Raw genomic sequence first — 18,008 nt, 5'->3', positions numbered from 1 at the left:
AGATACGTGAATTTGCCCGCGAAGTGTGTCTACCATGCATGGGGTCATGCGGCGCGACGCTGCGCGTGCGCCGTTATTTCGCAGGGAGGAAACCGCGATGGCCGGACTATATTTCGAGGACTTTTCCGTGGGCCAGGAGTTCAGGCATCCGCTGACCCGGACCGTCACGGAGATGGACAACACCATGTTCAGCCTGCTGACGCTCAATCCGCAGCCGCTGCACATCGATGCGCATTTCGCCGAGAAGACCGAGTTCGGCCAGCGCATTTTCAACAGCCTTTACACGCTCGGCATCATGATCGGCATGACGGTCTATGATACGACCTTAGGGACCACCGTCGCCAATCTCGGCATGACCGACGTCACCTTTCCGAAGCCGGTCTTCCATGGCGACACGTTGCGGGCCACGACAAAGGTGCTCTCAGTGCGAGAATCCAGATCGCGGCCCAAGGCCGGTATCGTCGAGTTCGAGCACCATGCCCTGAACCAGAACGACGAGATTGTCGGCAAATGCCGCCGCATGGCGATGATGCACAAGAGGCCGGTCTGATGCGTTCGATGCTGTTCGTGCCGGGCGATTCCCCGCGCAAATTCGAGAAGGCGAGCAAAGGCAAGGCCGACGCGCTGATCATCGATCTCGAGGATTCCGTCGTCACCGAGAAGAAGGCGGAGGCGCGTGAGCTGACGCTCTCGATGCTGAAGAGCCGCCCCGGCCCGCATCAGCTCTATGTCCGCGTCAACGCACTCGACACCGGCATGACGCTGGCCGATCTCGCCGCGATCATGCCGGGCAGGCCTGACGGCATCGTGCTGCCGAAATCGCAAGGCGGCGAGGACGTGCGTCAGGTCGCAACCTGGCTCGAAGCTTTGGAAGCCGCGTCCGGCATCGCGATCGGCGCGACCCGCATCGTCTGCGTCGCGACGGAGACTGCCGGCTCGATCTTCGGGCTCGGCAGCTACAAGGGCTGCTCCCCTCGCCTCGCCGGCCTGATGTGGGGCGCGGAAGATCTCTCCGCCTCGCTCGGCGCTACCGAGAAGGCGAGCGGCGGCGTGTTCCACAGCCCCTATCGCCTGGCGCGGGATCTCTGCCTGATGGCGGCGGCAGCCGCCGAGGTCGCGCCGATCGACACGGTTTACACCGACATCGACAATCTTGCCGGCCTCGAGCAGGAGACGCGTGCCGCGCGGCGCGACGGTTTTTCGGCCAAGGCGCTGATCCACCCCAAGCATGTCGACATCGTGAACGCGGCCTTCGCGCCGACGGAGGCCGAGCGCGCCTGGGCGGAGAAGGTGATCGCGGCGTTCGCGAGCAATCCCAATTCCGGCACGCTGCGGCTCGATGGTCAGATGATCGACAAGCCGCATCTTCGCGCGGCGATGAAGATTCTCGGCCAGTCCTAGAGCGGGACGCAAGCCTCGTCCGCTAAAGCGAAATGAGATTCGATGTTGCAAGGAGGGAGGTACGCTCCCTCTCCCGCTTGCGGGAGAGGGTTGGGGAGAGGGTGCTTCCGCAATGGGACAATCCCTAGAGGAGAAAGCCCTCACCCGGCGCTTCGCGCCGACCTCTCCCGCAAGCGGGAGAGGTGACCGGCCCGCGGCAGTATTCGAGCTAAACCATCGCGCTATAGGCTGCAGCCTGAAGTTGGCGGTCTCAGTCGAACCCCTGAACGGGCGGTGCCGGGGAATGCGCCGGCGCGGCAGGAGCGGCTTGAACCGGCGGAGCCTGGACCGGCGGCGGAGCCGGATTGCCGGCAGCTCTCATCTGGCCATTGGCGGCCATCGCCTCGCGCGTGCGCGACGGGCTGCCGGTCGCGGCGGCGCGACGTGGCGGCGGCTGCCGGTGCCTGGCCGACTGCGAGCCTCTCAGGCCCCAGGACCGGGCGATCGAAGGTCCGGCCGTGTAGCCGATCAAGGCGCCGGCGACCGCACCGACCGGCCCGAGCACGACCGCACCCGAGACCGCGCCGAGCGCCGCATCGCCCGCGCGCTCCTGCGCGAGCGCGCTCGCGGGCACGCAGGCCAGCATTGCGACAGCAGTGATCAGTGCCTTTTTCATCGGAGCGCCTCCCTTAGCGACAGATCACTCCTGCTCAAATATGGCCACACGAGGTTCGCTTGCCGGCCAACAAAAGGCAATCGCGCCCGGAACCCAGCCGGCCGGACGGTTCGACCGGCCGATCATCGATCCCAGGAGCCAGCAACGAGGACAGGCGCGCCAACATCTTGACACCGCTTAGCCGCTGAATATTTTTTCGCCGAGAAGAGATCTTCTCATCCTCGCAAACCAAAGGATCTAACGCGACCGTCTGGAGAGACGACGATGCTCGATGAGAATTTGGCCCGCATTCGTGCGCACCGCAACAACATCCACCGCTACCGGCGCCTGCTGAAGACCAGGCTGTCGCAGCTTGAGCGCCAATTCATCGAGAGGCGACTTGCGGAAGAGCGATCGGCGCTCGATGGCCTGACCGCCACCACCTTTCCCGTCGGCTTCCGCGCCGCCGAAGCGCCGGCGGGCGCAATGGGGATGGCGCAATGAACAGCCAACGCGACCTGCTCATCCGCGGCAGCGAGAAGGTCATCGGCCATTACGAGCTGCTTCTTGCCAGCGCCAAGAACGAGCATGAGCGCGAGCTCTATCGCCAGCGCATCGAACGCGAGCGGCGGCTGATCCGGGACCTGCAAGGCGAATGGGATCACCGCGCGGCCTGAGCTGGGAGATCACGCCTCCCCGGCACCGTCGCAGGGAGGGCTATCGCATTTGAGAGCTCTCCCCTGCGGCCATCCTTCGAGACGCCCGCTTGAGGCGGGCTCCTCAGGATGAGGACGGAGTGTGTGGCTACAGTTTCAAGAGACACTGACGCCGATGAGCCTCATCCTGAGGAGGCGCGTAAGCGCCGTCTCGAAGGACGAGGCGTGCGCACCGGCCGCCGCTACAAGTCATATGCCATAGCCCTGCCATCGCACGACGAACCGCTTGCGCGGTTCGTCCCTGCGCATTCGTTTCAGCGGACGAGGCGATTGGGGCCTGCGAGCGCGCTGCTCGTGCCGGCTGCCGGCGCCACTCTCACCGTGGCGGTGAACGGCGCACCGTTGCGCAGCAGCGTGAGCTTCACGTCCTCGCCGATCCGCGCCAGGCCGATCGTGTTGCGGAGCTGGGCGGCAGTGCGGATCGGGCGGTCGTCGGCGCCGGTCACGACATCGCCCTTGCGCAGGCCGGCCTTCTCTGCGGGCGAATCCGCCGCGATCTCGGCGATGACGGCGCCCTGATTCAATCCCTTGTTGACCGACGGATGCAGGTCCTTCAGCGAAATGCCGATGCGACCGCGCTCGACGCGGCCGCTCACGATGATCTGCTCCATCACCTTGCGCGCCATGTTGACCGGAATGGCAAAGCCGATACCGACATTGCCGCCCGCGGGCGAGATGATCGCCGAGTTGATGCCGACGAGCTCGCCGCGCAGGCTGACCAGCGCGCCGCCGGAATTGCCGGGATTGATCGCCGCGTCGGTCTGGATGAAATCCTCATAGCCCTGCTTGCCTAGGCCGGTGCGGCCCAGCGCGCTGACGAGCCCTGAGGTCACGGTCTGGCCGAGGCCGAAGGGATTGCCGATCGCGAGGACGAAATCGCCGACATCGAGCCCGTCGCTGTCGCCGAAGGCAAGCGCCTTGAGCCCGACCGGGTTCTGGACCTGGAGCACCGCGACATCCGTCGGCGGATCACGGCCGATGACCTTGGCGGAAAACTGCCGGCCGTCCTTGGTCGTGATCTGAACGGCGGATGTGCCCTCGACCACGTGATTGTTGGTCAGCACATAGCCGCGCTGGGCGTCGACGATCACCCCGGAGCCGGTCGCATTGACCTCCTTCTCGATCTGCCGGGGGACGTCGAAGAACTCGCGAAACAGCGGGTCGCGATAGAGCGGGTTGTCCTCGCGCACGCGGCCATGCACGGAGATGTTGACGACGGCCGGCGTCACCTGGCGCACCAGCGGCGCCAGGGTCGGTACCGGACCGCCGGTCTTCAGATCCGGAATCTGGCCGGCGGCAGGCTGCGACGCCGTGAGCGTCAGCATCAGCAAGGCCAGGAACAGCAGACGCACAGCATTCATCATCGTCACCCTGCCGCGTTGTGTTGTGAGGATAGTCGGAACCTTGGTGCTTCAGCCTTCGTCGCCTGATGCGACGATCCAGCCTTGCAGGGCCAGAAGCGGGACGGTCCAGGCTGCCGCGGCCTGGCCGAGCAGCACGAGGGCGAGGACGGTGTTGGTGAGGATCATGCCGCCTGCCCTTCGGCGGCGGCCCATGGCCGCCGCAACCGCATCGGGACGCCGCCCCCGCGTGGCGGGTCGTCATTGTCGTTGTCGCCGTCGAGCTTGCGCAAGGCGGCCAGAATGTCGGCGAGCCGGACCGTGTGGCTCATGCCGGGAATCTCGCGCAAGGCGGGATAGGATTCGACCGCGTACATGTCCGATGCCCAGGACGACAGGATGACGCGCTTTTCGGGCGGTGAGAGCTCCTCGGCATTCAGGACGTCGGCAGGCGAGTCGTAGTGGGCGGCGGGATGAAACAGCGGATTGAGAGTGCCGGAATTGGTATTCACGTTGGTCATCGGTTAAGTCTCCCACATGCTCCTTTCCAGGGGGACGGCTTGTTGACGATGAGACGGCGGCGCCACATCGCCGCCGTCTCACTTGACTTAATGCGTGTTGATCGCGATGCGCTTGACGCCTTCGCGTGCCTTCTCCGACTTCGGCAGCGACACGGTCAGGACGCCATTCCTGAACGACGCCTCTGCCTTGTCCTCCTCGACACCCTCCAGCGGAATCTGCCGTTCGAAGGCGCCGTAATAGCACTCGGTGAAGAACCTGCCTTCGCCGTTGCGCTCCGCCTTCTTCTCGCCTCGCACGGTCAGCACGCCATTGGCGATCTCGACCTGAACGTCCTTCTCCGTCAGGCCGGGAAGCTCAGCCGAGACAGTCAGCGTCTTGTCGGTCTCGCTGAGCTCGACCTTCGGCCAGCCGAAACGGCCTTCCATCAGCGGCGACAGGTTGGTCGCCCCGAAGCCGCGGAAGACATCGTCGAACAGACGGTTCATCTCGCGGTGAAGCGTCAGGAACGGATCGAAATTGTCGCGCGCCGGCGCAAGCTCCTGGTTTTTCGACCAGGGAATGAGATCACGAAAAGCCATGGTACCCTCCTTCTTGCATCGGAAAGCGCGGCCCGCGCATGCGCGCGCCGCGTTCCGCCTGTTCGATCGAGCGCTCAGGCTGCTTTCTTCTGCTCGATCTGCGTTGCCGCAGGAGCGCCGCCCGCGATCGGAATGCGACGCGGCTTCATGGCTTCCGGAACCTCGCGGACGAGGTCGATAATCAGCAGCCCGTCCTGGAACGAGGCCTGCTTCACCTGGACGTAATCAGCGAGGTTGAACACGCGCCGGAACGGACGCGCGGCGATGCCCTGGTACAGGTATTCGCGCGCAGCCGTCTCGGGCTTCCTGCCCTCGATGGTAAGCGCGTTCTGTTCGGCCGTCACGGTGATGTCGTTGGCGCCGAAGCCTGCCACGGCAAGGCTGATCCGGTAATGGTCTTCGCCGGATCGCTCGATGTTGTAGGGGGGATAATTGTCCTCGGTCGCCTGGCGGAGCGTGCTGTCGACGAGGTCGGCCAGGTGGTCGAAGCCGATGGTGGAGCGCCACAGCGGCGCGAAGTCAAAGCTGGTCCTCATAACCAAGTCCTCCAAAGAGCAAGATGGATACGAAGGAGCGCAAGGCGGGATTTCAGACGGGTCCGAAAGACCAACCCGGCGCCCGTGCCGGACCCGGTTGGCATCCGACACACCGCTCTCGCGGCGAAAAACGACTTAGAAAACCGGAAACCGGTTTCAAGAGGGGCCAGCGGATTTTTTTTCGACCCCATCGATGGTCCGCCGAGCCCGGACGCTCTCGGCGGCAACGGCAAGGTAAAATAGGGGTACAATGGGCGGGTCGAGGTAAGGCCACGTTGCCTCCGCGCATCTGGCCCCGGGCAACGCGCATGACGAACCAGGCGGCAGCACACCGCAGACCAGGGACCCGACCGCGTCCGGCCGGTCGCACGGCGGGTGCGATTGCCCTGCTGGCCGCCGCAACCGCCTTTGCGGCGCATGCCGACGACATTGCCATCTCGCCTGCCGGGCTAGAGACGCTCGGAACGATCGATGCGCGCTTTCAATCCTACAACATCGAGATGGTGGAGGTGACCGGCGGACGGTTCTGGAAGCCTTATCCGCGAACCGCACGTGCCTTCGACGAACGGGATCGTTACAGCGCGCGGCCGCCGATCGATCTTGCCAATGCGCGACTGCGCCTGCTCGCCGCGGCGCTGTCGCCGGCCTATCTGCGCGTGAGCGGCACCTGGGCCAATGCGACGTTCTTTGCCGAGGCGCCGGGAGAGCCACCGCCGGGATTCAATTCGGTGCTCAGCCGAGCGCAGTGGCGCGGCGTCGTGGAGTTCGCGCATGCGGTCGATGCGGAGATCGTCACCTCCTTTGCGATCAGTCCCGGCAGCCGCGATGACAACGGCATGTGGAAGCCGGATCAGGCGCAGCAGCTGGTCGACACCACGCGCGCTCTGGGTGGGCGCATCGCCGCCGCCGAATTCATGAACGAGCCGACGCTCGCAGCGACGGGCGGTGCACCGGCGGGCTATGACGCGGCCGCCTATGGCCGCGACTTCAAGATCTTTCGCGAGTGGATGCGGCGCGCCGCACCGGAGACGCTGATCCTCGGTCCCGGCTCGGTCGGCGATGCACCATCGCCGTCCGGAACGGGGCTCACCACGCGGGACCTGCTTGCCGCATCCGGCCCCGGCGTCGATCGGTTCTCCTATCACCATTACAACACGATCTCACCGCGCTGTGGCGGGCACGACGATCCGGCGCAGGCCCTCTCGGAGCAATGGCTGGCGCGCACGGATGCGACGCTCGGGACCTACCAGGCGCTGCGCGACGCATTCGAGCCGGGCAAGCCGATCTGGCTGACCGAGACGGCTGATGCCGCCTGCGGCGGCGGCTTATGGGACCGGACTTTTCTGGACACGTTCCGCTATCTCGACCAGCTCGGACGCCTGGCGAAGGCCGGTGTCCAAGTGGTGATGCACAACACGCTGGCTGCCAGCGATTACGGCCTGCTCGACGAAACAACGTTCCGACCGCGGCCGAGCTATTGGGCCGCGCTGCTCTGGCGCCGGCTGATGGGAACGATCGTGCTCGACGCAGGCAAACCTGCTGCGCGCAATCTCCATCTTTACGCGCACTGCCACCCAGCCACGACAGGCGCGGTGTCGCTGCTCGCAATCAACACGTCGCGCGGCACATCGCGCACGCTATCGCTGCCGGAGTCCGCCGAGCGGTACACGCTGCACGCAGCGCAGTTGCAGGGTACGATTGTGCAGTTGAACGGCAAGAGGCTCACGCTGACCCCTGAGGGCCAGCTGCCCCGGCTCGAGGCACGCGCAGCACCGCCGGGAACGGTCAGGCTTGCGCCGACGACCATCACCTTCCTGGTGTTTCCGAACGCTGCAAATCCGGCTTGCTTGTCCCGACGCTCAGGATCTTAGCGAGTCCCGCGCCGTCTCCGGCGCCAGCAGCGTCGCGAGGATCGTGACGATCGACAGCGCGACGATGTAGACCGACACCGCCCAGTACGAGCCGGCCCAGGCCAGCAGCGCAGCCGCGATCAGGGGCGAGAAGCCGCCGCTGAGCGCCGCCGCGACGTTGGCGCCGAGCGAGGCGCCGCTGTAGCGCACCTGGGTGCGGAACAGCTCCGGCATGAACGCGGCCTTCGGCCCGAACAGCAGCGCATGGGTGAGCGTCATCGTGACGACGAGCGCAAGCGTGATCAGCGCCGGCTCCCTGGTGTCGACGAACCAGAACAGCGGGAATGCCAGCGCCACCGAGAAGACGCCGCCGGCCAGATACAGCGCCTTGCGTCCGAAGATGTCGGACAGCCAGCCGGCCAGCGGCAGCGTCGCGAACTCGACGATCGCGGCATAGACCACTGCATCCAGGATCACCTGCCGGGGCAGGCCGAGCCTGGTCGTCGCGTAAACCACCGTGAACACGGTGAGGAGATAAGCGAGCCCGACCTCCGACATCGTGATGCCGATGGCGAGCAGAAAGCTGCGCCAGTCGCGGCGCAGCACTTCGAGGGCCGGCTGCGCCAGCACCTCCTTGCGCTCGACGATCTCCTTGAAGTGAGGCGTCTCCGCAAGCTTGAGCCGCACGATGAAGCCGACGCCGACCAGCAGAATGCTGATCAGGAACGGCACGCGCCAGCCCCAACTGAGGAAGTCCGCCTCGGGCAGCTTCGTCATCAGGGCGAAGATGCCGGTGGAGGCGGCGACGCCGACGGGGAAGCCGACCTGCACCAGGCTGCCGTAGAAGCCGCGGCGATTGCCGGCGTGCTCGATCACCATCACGACCGCGCCGCTCCACTCGCCCCCGAGCCCGATGCCCTGAACGAAACGGAGGATCACGAGCAGGATCGGGGCCCAGATGCCGATCTGATCGTAGGTCGGCAGGCAGCCGATCAGGAAGGTGCCGAGCCCCATCGCGATCATGGTCGCAACCAGCATGGTCTTGCGGCCGAGCCGGTCGCCGTAATGCCCGATGATGGCGCCGCCGATCGGCCGCGCGACGAAGCCGACCGCATAGGTCGAGAACGCCGCCAGCGTGCCGACGAAGGGATCGAAGCTCGGGAAGAACAGCTTGTTGAACACGAGCGCTGCCGCCGTGCCGTAGATTAGGAAATCGTACCACTCGATCGCGGTGCCGAGCGCACTCGCCCACACCACGTGCGCCGTCGTCGATCTCTCCGCGGAAGCGGAGACCCCCGTTGCTGTCGTCATGCCCTGCCCCAAAGGATTCCAGTGGGCATCATGGCCAAACGTTGTGACGGCTGCAATCTGTGGAGGTGTGCCTCCCACAGGATTACGGCGCGGGATTTTGTGCGCAGGTGGCGCAACACCCGTCATTGCGAGGAGCCCTAGCGACGAAGCAATCCAGACCGCCTCCGCGGAAAGACTCTGGATTGCTTCGCGGAGCCTGTCATCGGGCCGCGCTTCGCGCGGACCCGGTGGCTCGCAATGACGCGTGTCGAGGCAGGAGCGCTCCTTACCAGCATCACCCGGCGATCGTGGAACCCACCCGGCACCATAGTTCGCCATTGACAAATTCATTCGCCATTATCTAATTTACCTCCACAACGACCCCGCCGCACCAAGCGGCCAAAAAGAGAGGAAACGACAATGAGAGGGCTCCTGGCCTGCACTATGCTCGCGGCCATGACTTCGGCGGTCATGACATCGGCAGCGACCGCGCAAGTTTCCGACGACGTGGTGCGGATCGGCGTGCTGACGGACCTGTCGAGCTGGGGCCGCGACAACTCTGGACCGGGCTCGGTCGAGGCCGCCAAGATGGCCGTGGAGGAATTCGGGCCGACCGTCCTCGGCAAGCCGATCGAGATCATCAGCGCCGACCACCAGATGAAGACCGACGTCGGTGTTCAGATCGTCCGCGGCTGGTTCGACAACGGCAAGGTCGATGCGGTCGTCGACATCCCCAATTCCGGCATCGCCATCGCCGTCCACAACATGGTGCGCGAGCGCGGCAAGGTCGCCCTGCTCTCCGGCCCCGGCGCGAGCTCGCTGACCGACGAGCTGTGCAGCCCGAACACCGTGCACTTCACCTACGACACCTATGCGCTGTCGAAGGTGACGGCCTCCGCCGTGATCCGGGAAGGCGGAAAATCCTGGTACTTCATCACCGCGGATTATGCTTTCGGCCATCAACTCGAGAAGGACGCCACGCGCTTCATCAACGAGATGGGCGGCAAGGTGCTCGGCGGCGTCAAGCATCCGACCAACACCGCCGATTTCTCCTCCTTCGCGCTGCAGGCGCAGAGCTCGAAATCCGACGTGGTCGCCTTCGCCAATGCCGGCCAGGACACCGACAACGCCATCAAGCAATCCGGCGAATTCGGCCTGGTCCAGGGCGGCCAGAAGCTGGTCGGCCTCTTGATGTTCGACACCGACGTGCACGCCATCGGCCTGAAGGCCGCGCAGGGCACCTATATGACCACGGCGTCTTACTGGGCCATGGACGAGGCCACCCGCGCCTGGTCGAAGAAGTTCTACGAGCGCACCAAGGTGATGCCGACCATGATCCAGACCGGCGTCTACGGCGCGGTGCTGCACTATCTCAAGGCGATCAAGGCGGCCGGCACCGACGATTCCGCCAAGGTGATGGCGAAGATGCGCGAGCTGCCGATCGAGGATATCTTCGTCCATGGCGGCAAGTTGCGCGAGGACGGCCGTGTCATCCGCGACATGTATCTCGCCAAGGTGAAAACCCCCGCGCAGTCCAAGGAGCCGTGGGATTATCTGGACATCGTCAAGACCGTGAAGGGCGATGACGCCTTCCGCCCGGTCTCCGAATCCAAGTGTCCGCTCCTGAAGAAGTGAGGCCGATATGGCTGGCAACGAGCATGGCGCCACGGAGACCTACGAGTGCGACGTGCTCGTGGCCGGATCGGGATGCTCCGGCATGTCGGCCGCGATCACTGCGCGTTATCGCGGCCTCGAGGTGCTGATCGTCGAGAAGGAGCCGCGCTTCGGCGGCACCACGGCCCGCTCCGGCGGCTGGCTGTGGATCCCCGGCACGTCGCTGGCTAAGGCGTACGGCATCGAAGAGACGCCGGAGCAGGCCCGCACGTATTTGCGGCATGAGGCCGGCAACAATTACGACGCGGCACGCGTCGATGCCTTCCTCAGCGCCGGTCCTGAAGCGGTCGATTTCTTCACCACCAAGACCGCGTTGCGCTTCGACATGCCGCTGGTGTTTCCCGATTACCACGCCGAAGCGCCCGGCGGCGCCCAGGGCGGCCGCTCCATGGTGACGCGCCCGTTCGACGGCCGCGAGCTCGGCGATCTCATCAAATCGCTCGGCATGCCGCTGCCCGAGCTCACCGTGTTCGGCATGATGCTCGGAAGCGGCAAGGAGATCATCCACTTCATGCGCGTGACGAAGTCGCTGACCTCGGCGGTCTATGTCGCCAAGCGCCTGTCGCGGCATGTCGTGGACGTGCTGCGCTACGGCCGCGGCATGACGCTCACCAACGGCAATGCGCTCGCCGGGCGCCTCGCAAAGTCAGCGCTCGACCTCAAGATTCCGATGTGGCTGTCTTCGCCCGTGCGCGAGCTGACGGTCGAGAACGGCGCGGTCACCGGCGCCATCGTCTCGCGCGAGGGACGCGAGGTGCGTGTCCGCGCCCGACAAGGCGTCGTGCTCGCCTGCGGCGGTTTTCCGCATGACGTCGAGCGGCGCAAGAAGATGTTCCCGCACGCGCCGACCGGCGTTGAGCATTATTCGCCCGGGCCTACGGGCAACACCGGCGACGGCCTGCGCCTTGCCGAAGGCGCCGGCGGCCGCATCGAGGATCGCCTGCCGAACGCGGCGGCCTGGGTGCCGGTCTCGCTGACCACACGCAAGGACGGCTCCAAGGGCGTGATGCCGCACTTCATCGATCGCGCCAAGCCCGGCGTGATCGCGGTGATGCGCGACGGCAGGCGCTTTGCCAATGAGGGCAATTCCTATCACGACTTCGTCCAGGCCATGATCAAGGCGGCCAAGCCCGGCGAGGAGATCGCCGCATTTCTCGTCTGCGATCACAAGACGCTGCGCAAATACGGCCTCGGCTGCGTGCCGCCCTTCCCGATGCCCCTCAGTCATCATTTGAAGACCGGCTATCTCATGCGCGGCGACACGCTGGAAGCGCTGGCGGCGAAAGCCGGCATCGACTCCGAGGCGTTCGCCGAGACGGTCAGGCAGTTCAATGCGACGGCGCCGCTCGGACACGACGCCGCCTTCGGCAAGGGCTCGAAGGCCTATAACCGCTACCAGGGCGATGCGCTGCACGGCCCCAACCCCTGCGTGGCGCCGATCGAGAACGGACCGTTCTACGCCATCAAGATGGTGATCGGCGATCTCGGCACCTATGCCGGCATCGTCACCGACGCGAACGCACGGGCGCTCGACGCCGAGGGCCGGGTGATTCCCGGTCTCTATGCCGCCGGCAACGACATGGCGAGCATCATGGGCGGCAATTATCCGGGCGCCGGCATCACGCTTGGGCCGGCACTGACCTTCGGCTACATTGCCGGCAGGCATCTTGCCGACAGCGCCGCCAAGCGCGACGCGGCGTAGAGCATGATCCGGAAAAGTGTGCAGCGGTTTTCCGAAGAGATCATGCTCAAGCAACGACCCAGGCGCATCGGAGGCGCATGAAGAGAGAGAGCCGCGGTATCCAGTCGATCGAGGTCGGCGGCGAATTGCTTCGCGCGCTCGCCCGCAGCGGCGAGCCGATGATGCTGCGCGATCTCGCCCGCGAGGCCGGCATGACGCCGGCCAAGGCGCATCCCTACCTCGCCAGCTTCTCCCGCATCGGCCTGATCGAGCAGGACGAGAGCACCGGCCGTTACGAGATCGGCGCGCTGGCGCTGGAGCTCGGCCTGATCAGCCTGCGCCGCCTCTCCGGCGTGCGCATCGCGCGTCCCAAGATCGCGGGCCTCGCGAGCCAGATCGGCCACGCCGTCTCGCTCGCGGTCTGGGGCACGCACGGTCCAACCGTGGTGCAGCTCGAAGAGCCGGCCCAGCCGGTGCACATCGTGATGCGCGTCGGCTCGGTGATGGCGCTGCTGGAGACCGCGACCGGCCGCGCGTTTGCGGCGTTCCTGCCGGAGAAGACGATCTGCGCCGCGCTCGATAGCGGCCTCGACCGCCATGGCGTCGGCTACAACCCGAAGCGCGCCGTGAAGGGGGCGAAGGTCGCCGACATGCTCGCCGAGGTGCGCAAGCACGGCCTTGCCCGTGCGCTCGGCGATCCCCTGCCCGGCGTCAACGCGTTCGCAGCGCCCGTGTTCGATCATTCCGGCCACGTCGCGCTGGTCGTCACCGCGATGGGCCCAGAAGGCACTTTTGATGCCCGCTGGGACAGCCCGATCGCGCACGCGCTGCGCGACTGCGCGGGGGGCATTTCGAAGCGGCTGGGTTACGGGTTGACGGTCGCGGCGGAGTGATAAGGAATACTCCTCGCCTCACGACGACTGTCATTCCCCGCGAAAGCGGGGAATCCAGTACGCCGCGGCGGATGCGGCGGGAGCGAGATCTTCAACGCCGGCCTCTGGAATACTGGATCGCCCGCCTTCGCGGGCGATGACAGCCAGTGTGGGGCGACTTTCCCAGCCCTACTTCTCCTTCACCGGCACCGTGTAGTTCAGGACGAGCCTTCCGCCATCCGGATAGATCGTCTGTCCGGTGATGTAGGAGGCATCGTCGCTGGCGAGGAACGCCACGACCGAGGCCACCTCGCTCGGCTCGCCGCCGCGGCCCGCCGGCGTGCGCGACAGCACGGTCTTGCGCGCGTCCTCGGACGTGTAGATCGCGGAGGCCACCATGTCGGTTAAGATCGTGCCCGGTCCGACCGCGACGACGCGGATGTTGTGCGGAGCGAGCGCGACGGCGGCAACCGAGGTCAGCTGCTTCATGCCGCCCTTCGACATCGCGTAGGTCGCAAGCGAAGGGATCGCCAGCAGCGCGTTCACCGAGGACATGTTGATGACGACCCCGCCGCCGCCTTGGGCGATCATTTGCCTCGCCGCCGCCTGCACGCCGAAGAAGGCGCCCTTCAGATTGATGCCGATGATTTCGTCGAATTCCTCTTCGGTGATGTCGAGGATGTCGCGGTTGCGGGCGACGCCGGCATTGTTGACCATGATGTCGAGCCGGCCGAACTCCTTCACCGCGGTCGCGACCAGCTGATCGACATCAGCACGCTTGGCGACATTGCCGACGACAGTGCGCAGCGCATCCGGCCGGCCGAGCTCGGCGGCCGTGGCGGCGAGCCCATCGGCATCGACGTCGGAGATGACGACCTTGACGCCGTCGTCCAAAAACCTCTTCGCGCAGGCCTTGCCGATGCCGCGCGCCGCGCCGGTGATGGCGGCGACCTTGCCGGATAGTTTCATGGGTTCACTCCTGGACTAAAGCGCGATGAGATGAGGACGAATCGTCATCGCGCTTTGGGTTATTGTTTGAGCATGATCTTGTCGGAAAACCGCTGCGCACTTTTCCGGATCATGCTTAGTGACGATCTCACGGACGCATTCACGCAAAGACGCGCGGGCGCAGCCCGGCATGAAACCAGGTGATCATGGAATAGATGTCGTAGACGGGCAATCCGACCTCAGCCTGAAGCGCGGCGGCATAAGGCGGCATGTTGGTGCATTCGAGCACGATGGCGCCGACATCCGGATGCTTGGCAACCAGCTCCTTGCCGGCCTCGACCACGTCGCGCTCGGCTTGCGCGATGTCCATGTCGTCCTTCTCGGCCTTGATCAGGACACGGAAGAACTCCTTCCCGTTCTCGGTGCCGACCAGCGGCGTGTCGAGCGGCACGCCGGCACCTTCGAGATGGGCCGGCGTCAAGGTCGAGCCCGACACCGTGACGAGGCCGACGCGCTTGCCGGGCGGCAGGGTCGCCTGCACCCACGGCACCTGCATCAGCGAGGAGGTCGCGACGGGAACGCCGACCGCCGCCGCGATCTCTTTCTGGAACAGCGAGAGGAAGCCGCAATTGGTGGTGATGGCCTCCGCTCCGAGCCGCACCAGATCTTTCGCCGCATCGATGAAATCGGGCAAGAGGCCGGCCGCGCCTTTCAGCACCACCTTCTCCGGCGAGGCGCCGCTCACCACGCGATAGAGCACCGGGAATGGCCAGGTCGTGCCGTTGCCCATGTCGCCGGGAATGCGGGGAAAGCGCGCCTCCAGCATCAGGATGCCGAGCGGCGCACCGTAGATGGCCTTGCCGCCACGGGCGATGCGAGAGGACGAGCTGGCTGAGGTGGTCATGGTGCGCTCTCAGAGGAAACGATCGGGTGCGAACGGCGCAAGCGGAATCTCCGGCGCCTTGCCGCTCACGAGCTGGGCGACCAGACGACCGGTGCGAGCCGAGCCGACCAGGCCGACATGGCCGTGGCCGAAAGCATAGACGATGTCGCGCGAGGCGCGCGCATAGCCGATGCAGGGACGTCCGTCCGGCATGCTCGGGCGATGGCCGAACCATGTCTTGACGCGCGAGGCCGGAATGTCCTTCGGCAGCTTCGGGAACATGCCGACGAGGTGGTTGCGCAGGATCTCGGCGCGCCTCCAGTTCGGCGCGGCCTCGAGGCCGGCGATCTCGACCGTGCCGGCGGCACGCAGGCCCTTGTTGGTCCAGTTCACCACCATCTTGGCGTCGGAGGCCATGATCGAGCTGCGTGGACCTGCTTCCGGATTCTCGATTACGACATGATAGCCACGCTCGGTCTCGAGCGGGAGGGGATCGCCGACCGACGCTGTGAGCTGCTTCGAGCGGGCACCCGCCGCGACCACTGCGGCATCACAGGCAATTTCGCCGGTCTCGGTGAGGACAGCCACGAGCTTGCCGCCGCTGAGCTTCAGCCCGGTCGCCTTGGCGCGCACGTGCTTCGCGCCGCTCGCAATCGCATGATTGGCGAGGGCTGCAACGTAAGCGCCGGGATCGCGGCAGCGCCCGGCCTCCTCCACCACGACGCCAAAGGTGTAGCGCGGATGCAGATCCGGCTCGCGCTGGCGCATCTCGTCGGCATTGAGCTCCAGCCATTCGACGCCGACCTTTTTGCGCAGGCGCCAGCCGAGATCGTTATCGAAATTGCCGCGCGAGGTGAACACGTGCATCACGCCGTTGCGCTCGATCAGCTCGGGGACGCCGGCTTCTTCCGCGAGCTTCCTATGCAGCAGCGGCGCGTCCTTCAGGAGGTCGCGCAGCGCGAATGCCGTCGTCTCGACCCGCGCCGCGGTCCAGCCCGACAGCAGATACTTGATCAGCCAGGGCAGCGCCTTCGGCAAGTAGGACCAGCGGATCGCGAGCGGGCCGAGCGGGTCCATCAGATAGCCCGGCACCTTCCTCCAGACGCCCGGTTCCGCCGGCGGAATCACCGAATGCGAGGAGAGCCAGCCGGCATTGCCGTAGCTCGCCGCCTGTTCGCCGCCAGGCTCGCCGGGATCGATCAGCGTGACGCGGTGCCCCTCGCGCAGCGCCTCGATGGCGCTGATCACGCCGACCGCGCCGGCTCCGATGATGGCGACGTGGCGGCCGTCAGGCATCGCTTTAAGCTTTCACCGCTGGCACAAAATCCTTGCCGACCGAGATCGCCCTGGGATCGATGATGCAATGGAGGATCGACGGCTTGCCCGAGGCCAGCGCGCGCTCGAACGCCGGTGCGAACTCCTCGGTCCGCTCGACACGCTCGCCATGGCCGCCGAACGCCTTCGCATACATCGCAAAGTCCGGATTCTTGAGCTGGGTGCCGACGACGCGGCCCGGATAGTCGCGCTCCTGGTGCATGCGGATGGTGCCGTATTGCGAATTGTCGATGATGATGACGATCAGCGGCGCGTCATATTGCACGGCGGTGGCGAATTCCTGAGCGTTCATCAGGAAGCAGCCGTCGCCCGCAAACGCGACCACGACGCGATCCGGATATTGCCGCTTGGCCAGCACGCCCGCCGGCACACCATAGCCCATCGAGCCCGAGGTCGGCGCGAGCTGCGCGGCAAAGCTGTGGAAGCGGTGATGGCGATGGATCCAGCCGGCATAATTGCCGGCGCCGTTGCAGACGATCGCGTCCTTCGGCAGGCGGTCGCGCAGCCAAGTCATCACCTCGCCGTACTGGAACCTGCCCGGCAGCTCGCGCGCCTTCCCGGTCCAGGCCAGATAATCGGCATGCGCCTTGGCGGCCTCGCCCTTCCACGCCACTGCGCCGGAGGGCCTCAGCGTCTCGACGGCGGCGGCGAAGGCGGCCGGCGTCGCCTGGATCGCCAGTTCAGGCTGATAGATGCGGCCGAGCTCTTCGGAGCCCGGATGCACATGGATCAGCTTCTGCTTCGGATTCGGAATGTCGAGCAGCGTATAGGACGACGATGGCATCTCCGACATGCGGCCGCCGATCAGCAGGACGACGTCGGCATTGTCGATGCGCGCCTTCAGGCCGGGGCTCGGTCCGATGCCGAGGTCGCCGGCATAGTGCGAATGGTCGGCGTCGATCAGCGAGGCCCGTCGGAACGAGGTCGCGACCGGCAGGTCGAACCGTTCGGCGAACCGCGCGATGCTCTTGGCCGCCTCATCGGTCCAGCGCGAGCCGCCGAGAATGACGAGTGGCGCCCTGGCGCCGGCCAGCATGGCGCCGAGCTTTTCGATATCGGCAGGCGCCGGCCAGCTCACGGCGGGCTCGATGCGCATGGCATCGGCAACGGCCGCGGTCTCGGTCAGCATGTTCTCCGGCAGCGCGATCACGACGGGACCGGGGCGGCCCTGCATGGCGATTCGGAAGGCACGCGCGACCAGCTCCGGAATGCGGTCGGGGCGATCGATCTCGACCGCCCATTTCGCCATCGAGCCGAACACCGCCTTGTAGTCGAGCTCCTGGAACGCCTCGCGCTCGCGCATGCCGGTGTCGACCTGGCCGACGAACAGGATCATCGGCGTCGAATCCTGCATCGCGATGTGAACGCCGTGGCTGGCATTGGTGGCACCGGGGCCGCGGGTGACGAAGCAGACGCCCGGCCGCCCCGTGAGCTTGCCATAGGCCTCCGCCATCATCGCCGCACCGCCTTCGGCGCGGCAGATCACGACGTCGATCGGGCTGTCATGCAACGCATCGAGCGCCGCCAGATAGCTCTCGCCCGGCACGCAGGTGACGCGCTCGACGCCCTGGGCAACGAGCTGATCGATCAGGATCTGGCCCCCGGTGCGGGTGTTGCGAATGGTCATGTCGGCTCCCTCGAGACTTCGGCGATGCGCACTTGTTCGGGAACTGGCCTAAGACAGGCCGAGAGCGTGCGCAAGGTCGAAAGGCTTCTCACAGCCTGCGCAGGCGTCATGCCCGTCCCTG

Annotated in this window: 18 protein-coding genes; 8 read left to right on the top strand and 10 right to left on the bottom strand. The window is 66.0% G+C overall.

Annotated elements, in window-relative coordinates:
- The first annotated feature begins 46 nt into the window (after positions 1-46).
- Together ACVWYQ_RS33525 and ACVWYQ_RS33520 are read left to right on the top strand one after the other, a co-directional pair.
- Positions 47-550: a MaoC family dehydratase gene (locus ACVWYQ_RS33525; protein WP_333919378.1), complete on the top strand. Its 504-nt coding sequence runs from the start codon at positions 47-49 to the stop codon at positions 548-550.
- Positions 550-1,401, top strand: coding sequence for an HpcH/HpaI aldolase/citrate lyase family protein (locus ACVWYQ_RS33520; protein WP_456726987.1), 852 nt, complete (start codon positions 550-552; stop codon positions 1,399-1,401). The genes ACVWYQ_RS33525 and ACVWYQ_RS33520 overlap by 1 nt, the downstream gene beginning before the upstream one ends.
- A gap of 250 nt (positions 1,402-1,651) precedes the next feature.
- On the opposite strand, the gene ACVWYQ_RS33515 is transcribed toward ACVWYQ_RS33520, so the two are convergent.
- A complete protein-coding gene (locus ACVWYQ_RS33515; RefSeq protein WP_456726986.1) occupies positions 1,652-2,056 on the bottom strand; it encodes a hypothetical protein in 405 nt (134 codons plus the stop codon).
- Positions 2,057-2,320: 264 nt separating this feature from the next.
- On the opposite strand from ACVWYQ_RS33515, the gene ACVWYQ_RS33510 reads away from it, so the two are divergent.
- Complete coding sequence (locus ACVWYQ_RS33510) at positions 2,321-2,539, top strand: hypothetical protein (protein WP_157281816.1); 219 nt, start codon at positions 2,321-2,323, stop codon at positions 2,537-2,539.
- The gene (locus ACVWYQ_RS33505; protein WP_193760435.1) at positions 2,536-2,712 is read left to right on the top strand and encodes a hypothetical protein; all 177 of its coding nucleotides are present in this window, start codon (positions 2,536-2,538) and stop codon (positions 2,710-2,712) included. The genes ACVWYQ_RS33510 and ACVWYQ_RS33505 overlap by 4 nt, the downstream gene beginning before the upstream one ends.
- Positions 2,713-3,005: 293 nt before the next feature.
- Here ACVWYQ_RS33505 and ACVWYQ_RS33500 read toward each other — a convergent pair whose 3' ends face one another.
- The 4 genes from ACVWYQ_RS33500 to ACVWYQ_RS33485 all read right to left on the bottom strand — a co-directional run bounded on the left by ACVWYQ_RS33500 (position 3,006) and on the right by ACVWYQ_RS33485 (position 5,727).
- A complete protein-coding gene (locus ACVWYQ_RS33500) occupies positions 3,006-4,115 on the bottom strand; it encodes a trypsin-like peptidase domain-containing protein (protein WP_404653138.1) in 1,110 nt (369 codons plus the stop codon).
- A gap of 161 nt (positions 4,116-4,276) precedes the next feature.
- Complete coding sequence (locus tag ACVWYQ_RS33495) at positions 4,277-4,612, bottom strand: hypothetical protein (RefSeq protein ID WP_157281818.1); 336 nt, start codon at positions 4,610-4,612, stop codon at positions 4,277-4,279.
- Positions 4,613-4,699: 87 nt separating this feature from the next.
- Positions 4,700-5,191: an Hsp20/alpha crystallin family protein gene (locus ACVWYQ_RS33490; RefSeq protein WP_057026078.1), complete on the bottom strand. Its 492-nt coding sequence runs from the start codon at positions 5,189-5,191 to the stop codon at positions 4,700-4,702.
- Between the two features lie 74 nt (positions 5,192-5,265).
- Positions 5,266-5,727, bottom strand: coding sequence for an Hsp20 family protein (locus ACVWYQ_RS33485; RefSeq protein WP_036042370.1), 462 nt, complete (start codon positions 5,725-5,727; stop codon positions 5,266-5,268).
- A gap of 308 nt (positions 5,728-6,035) precedes the next feature.
- Here ACVWYQ_RS33485 and ACVWYQ_RS33480 point away from each other — a divergent pair, with 308 nt between their 5' ends.
- Complete coding sequence (locus ACVWYQ_RS33480) at positions 6,036-7,598, top strand: glycosyl hydrolase family 79 N-terminal domain-containing protein (RefSeq protein ID WP_404543206.1); 1,563 nt, start codon at positions 6,036-6,038, stop codon at positions 7,596-7,598.
- Here ACVWYQ_RS33480 and ACVWYQ_RS33475 read toward each other — a convergent pair.
- Positions 7,587-8,888 carry an MFS transporter gene (locus ACVWYQ_RS33475; RefSeq protein ID WP_456726985.1) on the bottom strand — a complete coding sequence of 434 codons (1,302 nt, stop codon included), beginning with the start codon at positions 8,886-8,888 and terminating at the stop codon, positions 7,587-7,589. The two genes, ACVWYQ_RS33480 and ACVWYQ_RS33475, sit on opposite strands and share 12 nt — an antisense overlap.
- Positions 8,889-9,287: 399 nt before the next feature.
- On the opposite strand from ACVWYQ_RS33475, the gene ACVWYQ_RS33470 reads away from it, so the two are divergent.
- The 3 genes from ACVWYQ_RS33470 (at position 9,288) to ACVWYQ_RS33460 (ending at position 13,115) form a co-directional block, all read left to right on the top strand.
- A complete protein-coding gene (locus ACVWYQ_RS33470; protein ID WP_456726984.1) occupies positions 9,288-10,502 on the top strand; it encodes an ABC transporter substrate-binding protein in 1,215 nt (404 codons plus the stop codon).
- Positions 10,503-10,509: 7 nt separating this feature from the next.
- Entirely contained in the window at positions 10,510-12,243 is a 1,734-nt protein-coding gene (locus ACVWYQ_RS33465; RefSeq protein ID WP_456726983.1) for an FAD-dependent oxidoreductase, read from the top strand.
- 77 nt (positions 12,244-12,320) lie between these two features.
- Positions 12,321-13,115, top strand: coding sequence for an IclR family transcriptional regulator (locus tag ACVWYQ_RS33460; RefSeq protein WP_404543211.1), 795 nt, complete (start codon positions 12,321-12,323; stop codon positions 13,113-13,115).
- Between the two features lie 168 nt (positions 13,116-13,283).
- On the opposite strand, the gene ACVWYQ_RS33455 is transcribed toward ACVWYQ_RS33460, so the two are convergent.
- From ACVWYQ_RS33455 to ACVWYQ_RS33440, 4 genes are all read right to left on the bottom strand, one after another.
- On the bottom strand, positions 13,284-14,063 hold the full coding sequence (locus ACVWYQ_RS33455; protein WP_404543213.1) for an SDR family NAD(P)-dependent oxidoreductase: 780 nt from the start codon (positions 14,061-14,063) through the stop codon (positions 13,284-13,286).
- Between the two features lie 139 nt (positions 14,064-14,202).
- Positions 14,203-14,946, bottom strand: a complete 744-nt coding sequence (locus tag ACVWYQ_RS33450) for an aspartate/glutamate racemase family protein (RefSeq protein ID WP_036007157.1) — start codon at positions 14,944-14,946, stop codon at positions 14,203-14,205.
- Positions 14,947-14,955: 9 nt separating this feature from the next.
- Positions 14,956-16,221: an NAD(P)/FAD-dependent oxidoreductase gene (locus tag ACVWYQ_RS33445; RefSeq protein WP_456726982.1), complete on the bottom strand. Its 1,266-nt coding sequence runs from the start codon at positions 16,219-16,221 to the stop codon at positions 14,956-14,958.
- 4 nt (positions 16,222-16,225) lie between these two features.
- Positions 16,226-17,887, bottom strand: coding sequence for a thiamine pyrophosphate-binding protein (locus ACVWYQ_RS33440; RefSeq protein ID WP_456726981.1), 1,662 nt, complete (start codon positions 17,885-17,887; stop codon positions 16,226-16,228).
- Positions 17,888-18,008 lie beyond the last annotated feature (121 nt).

The sequence above is a fragment of the Bradyrhizobium sp. USDA 3397 genome (assembly GCF_054060965.1).
Note: the sequence above shows the minus strand (reverse complement) of the source record. Positions and strands in the feature narration are given on the sequence as shown.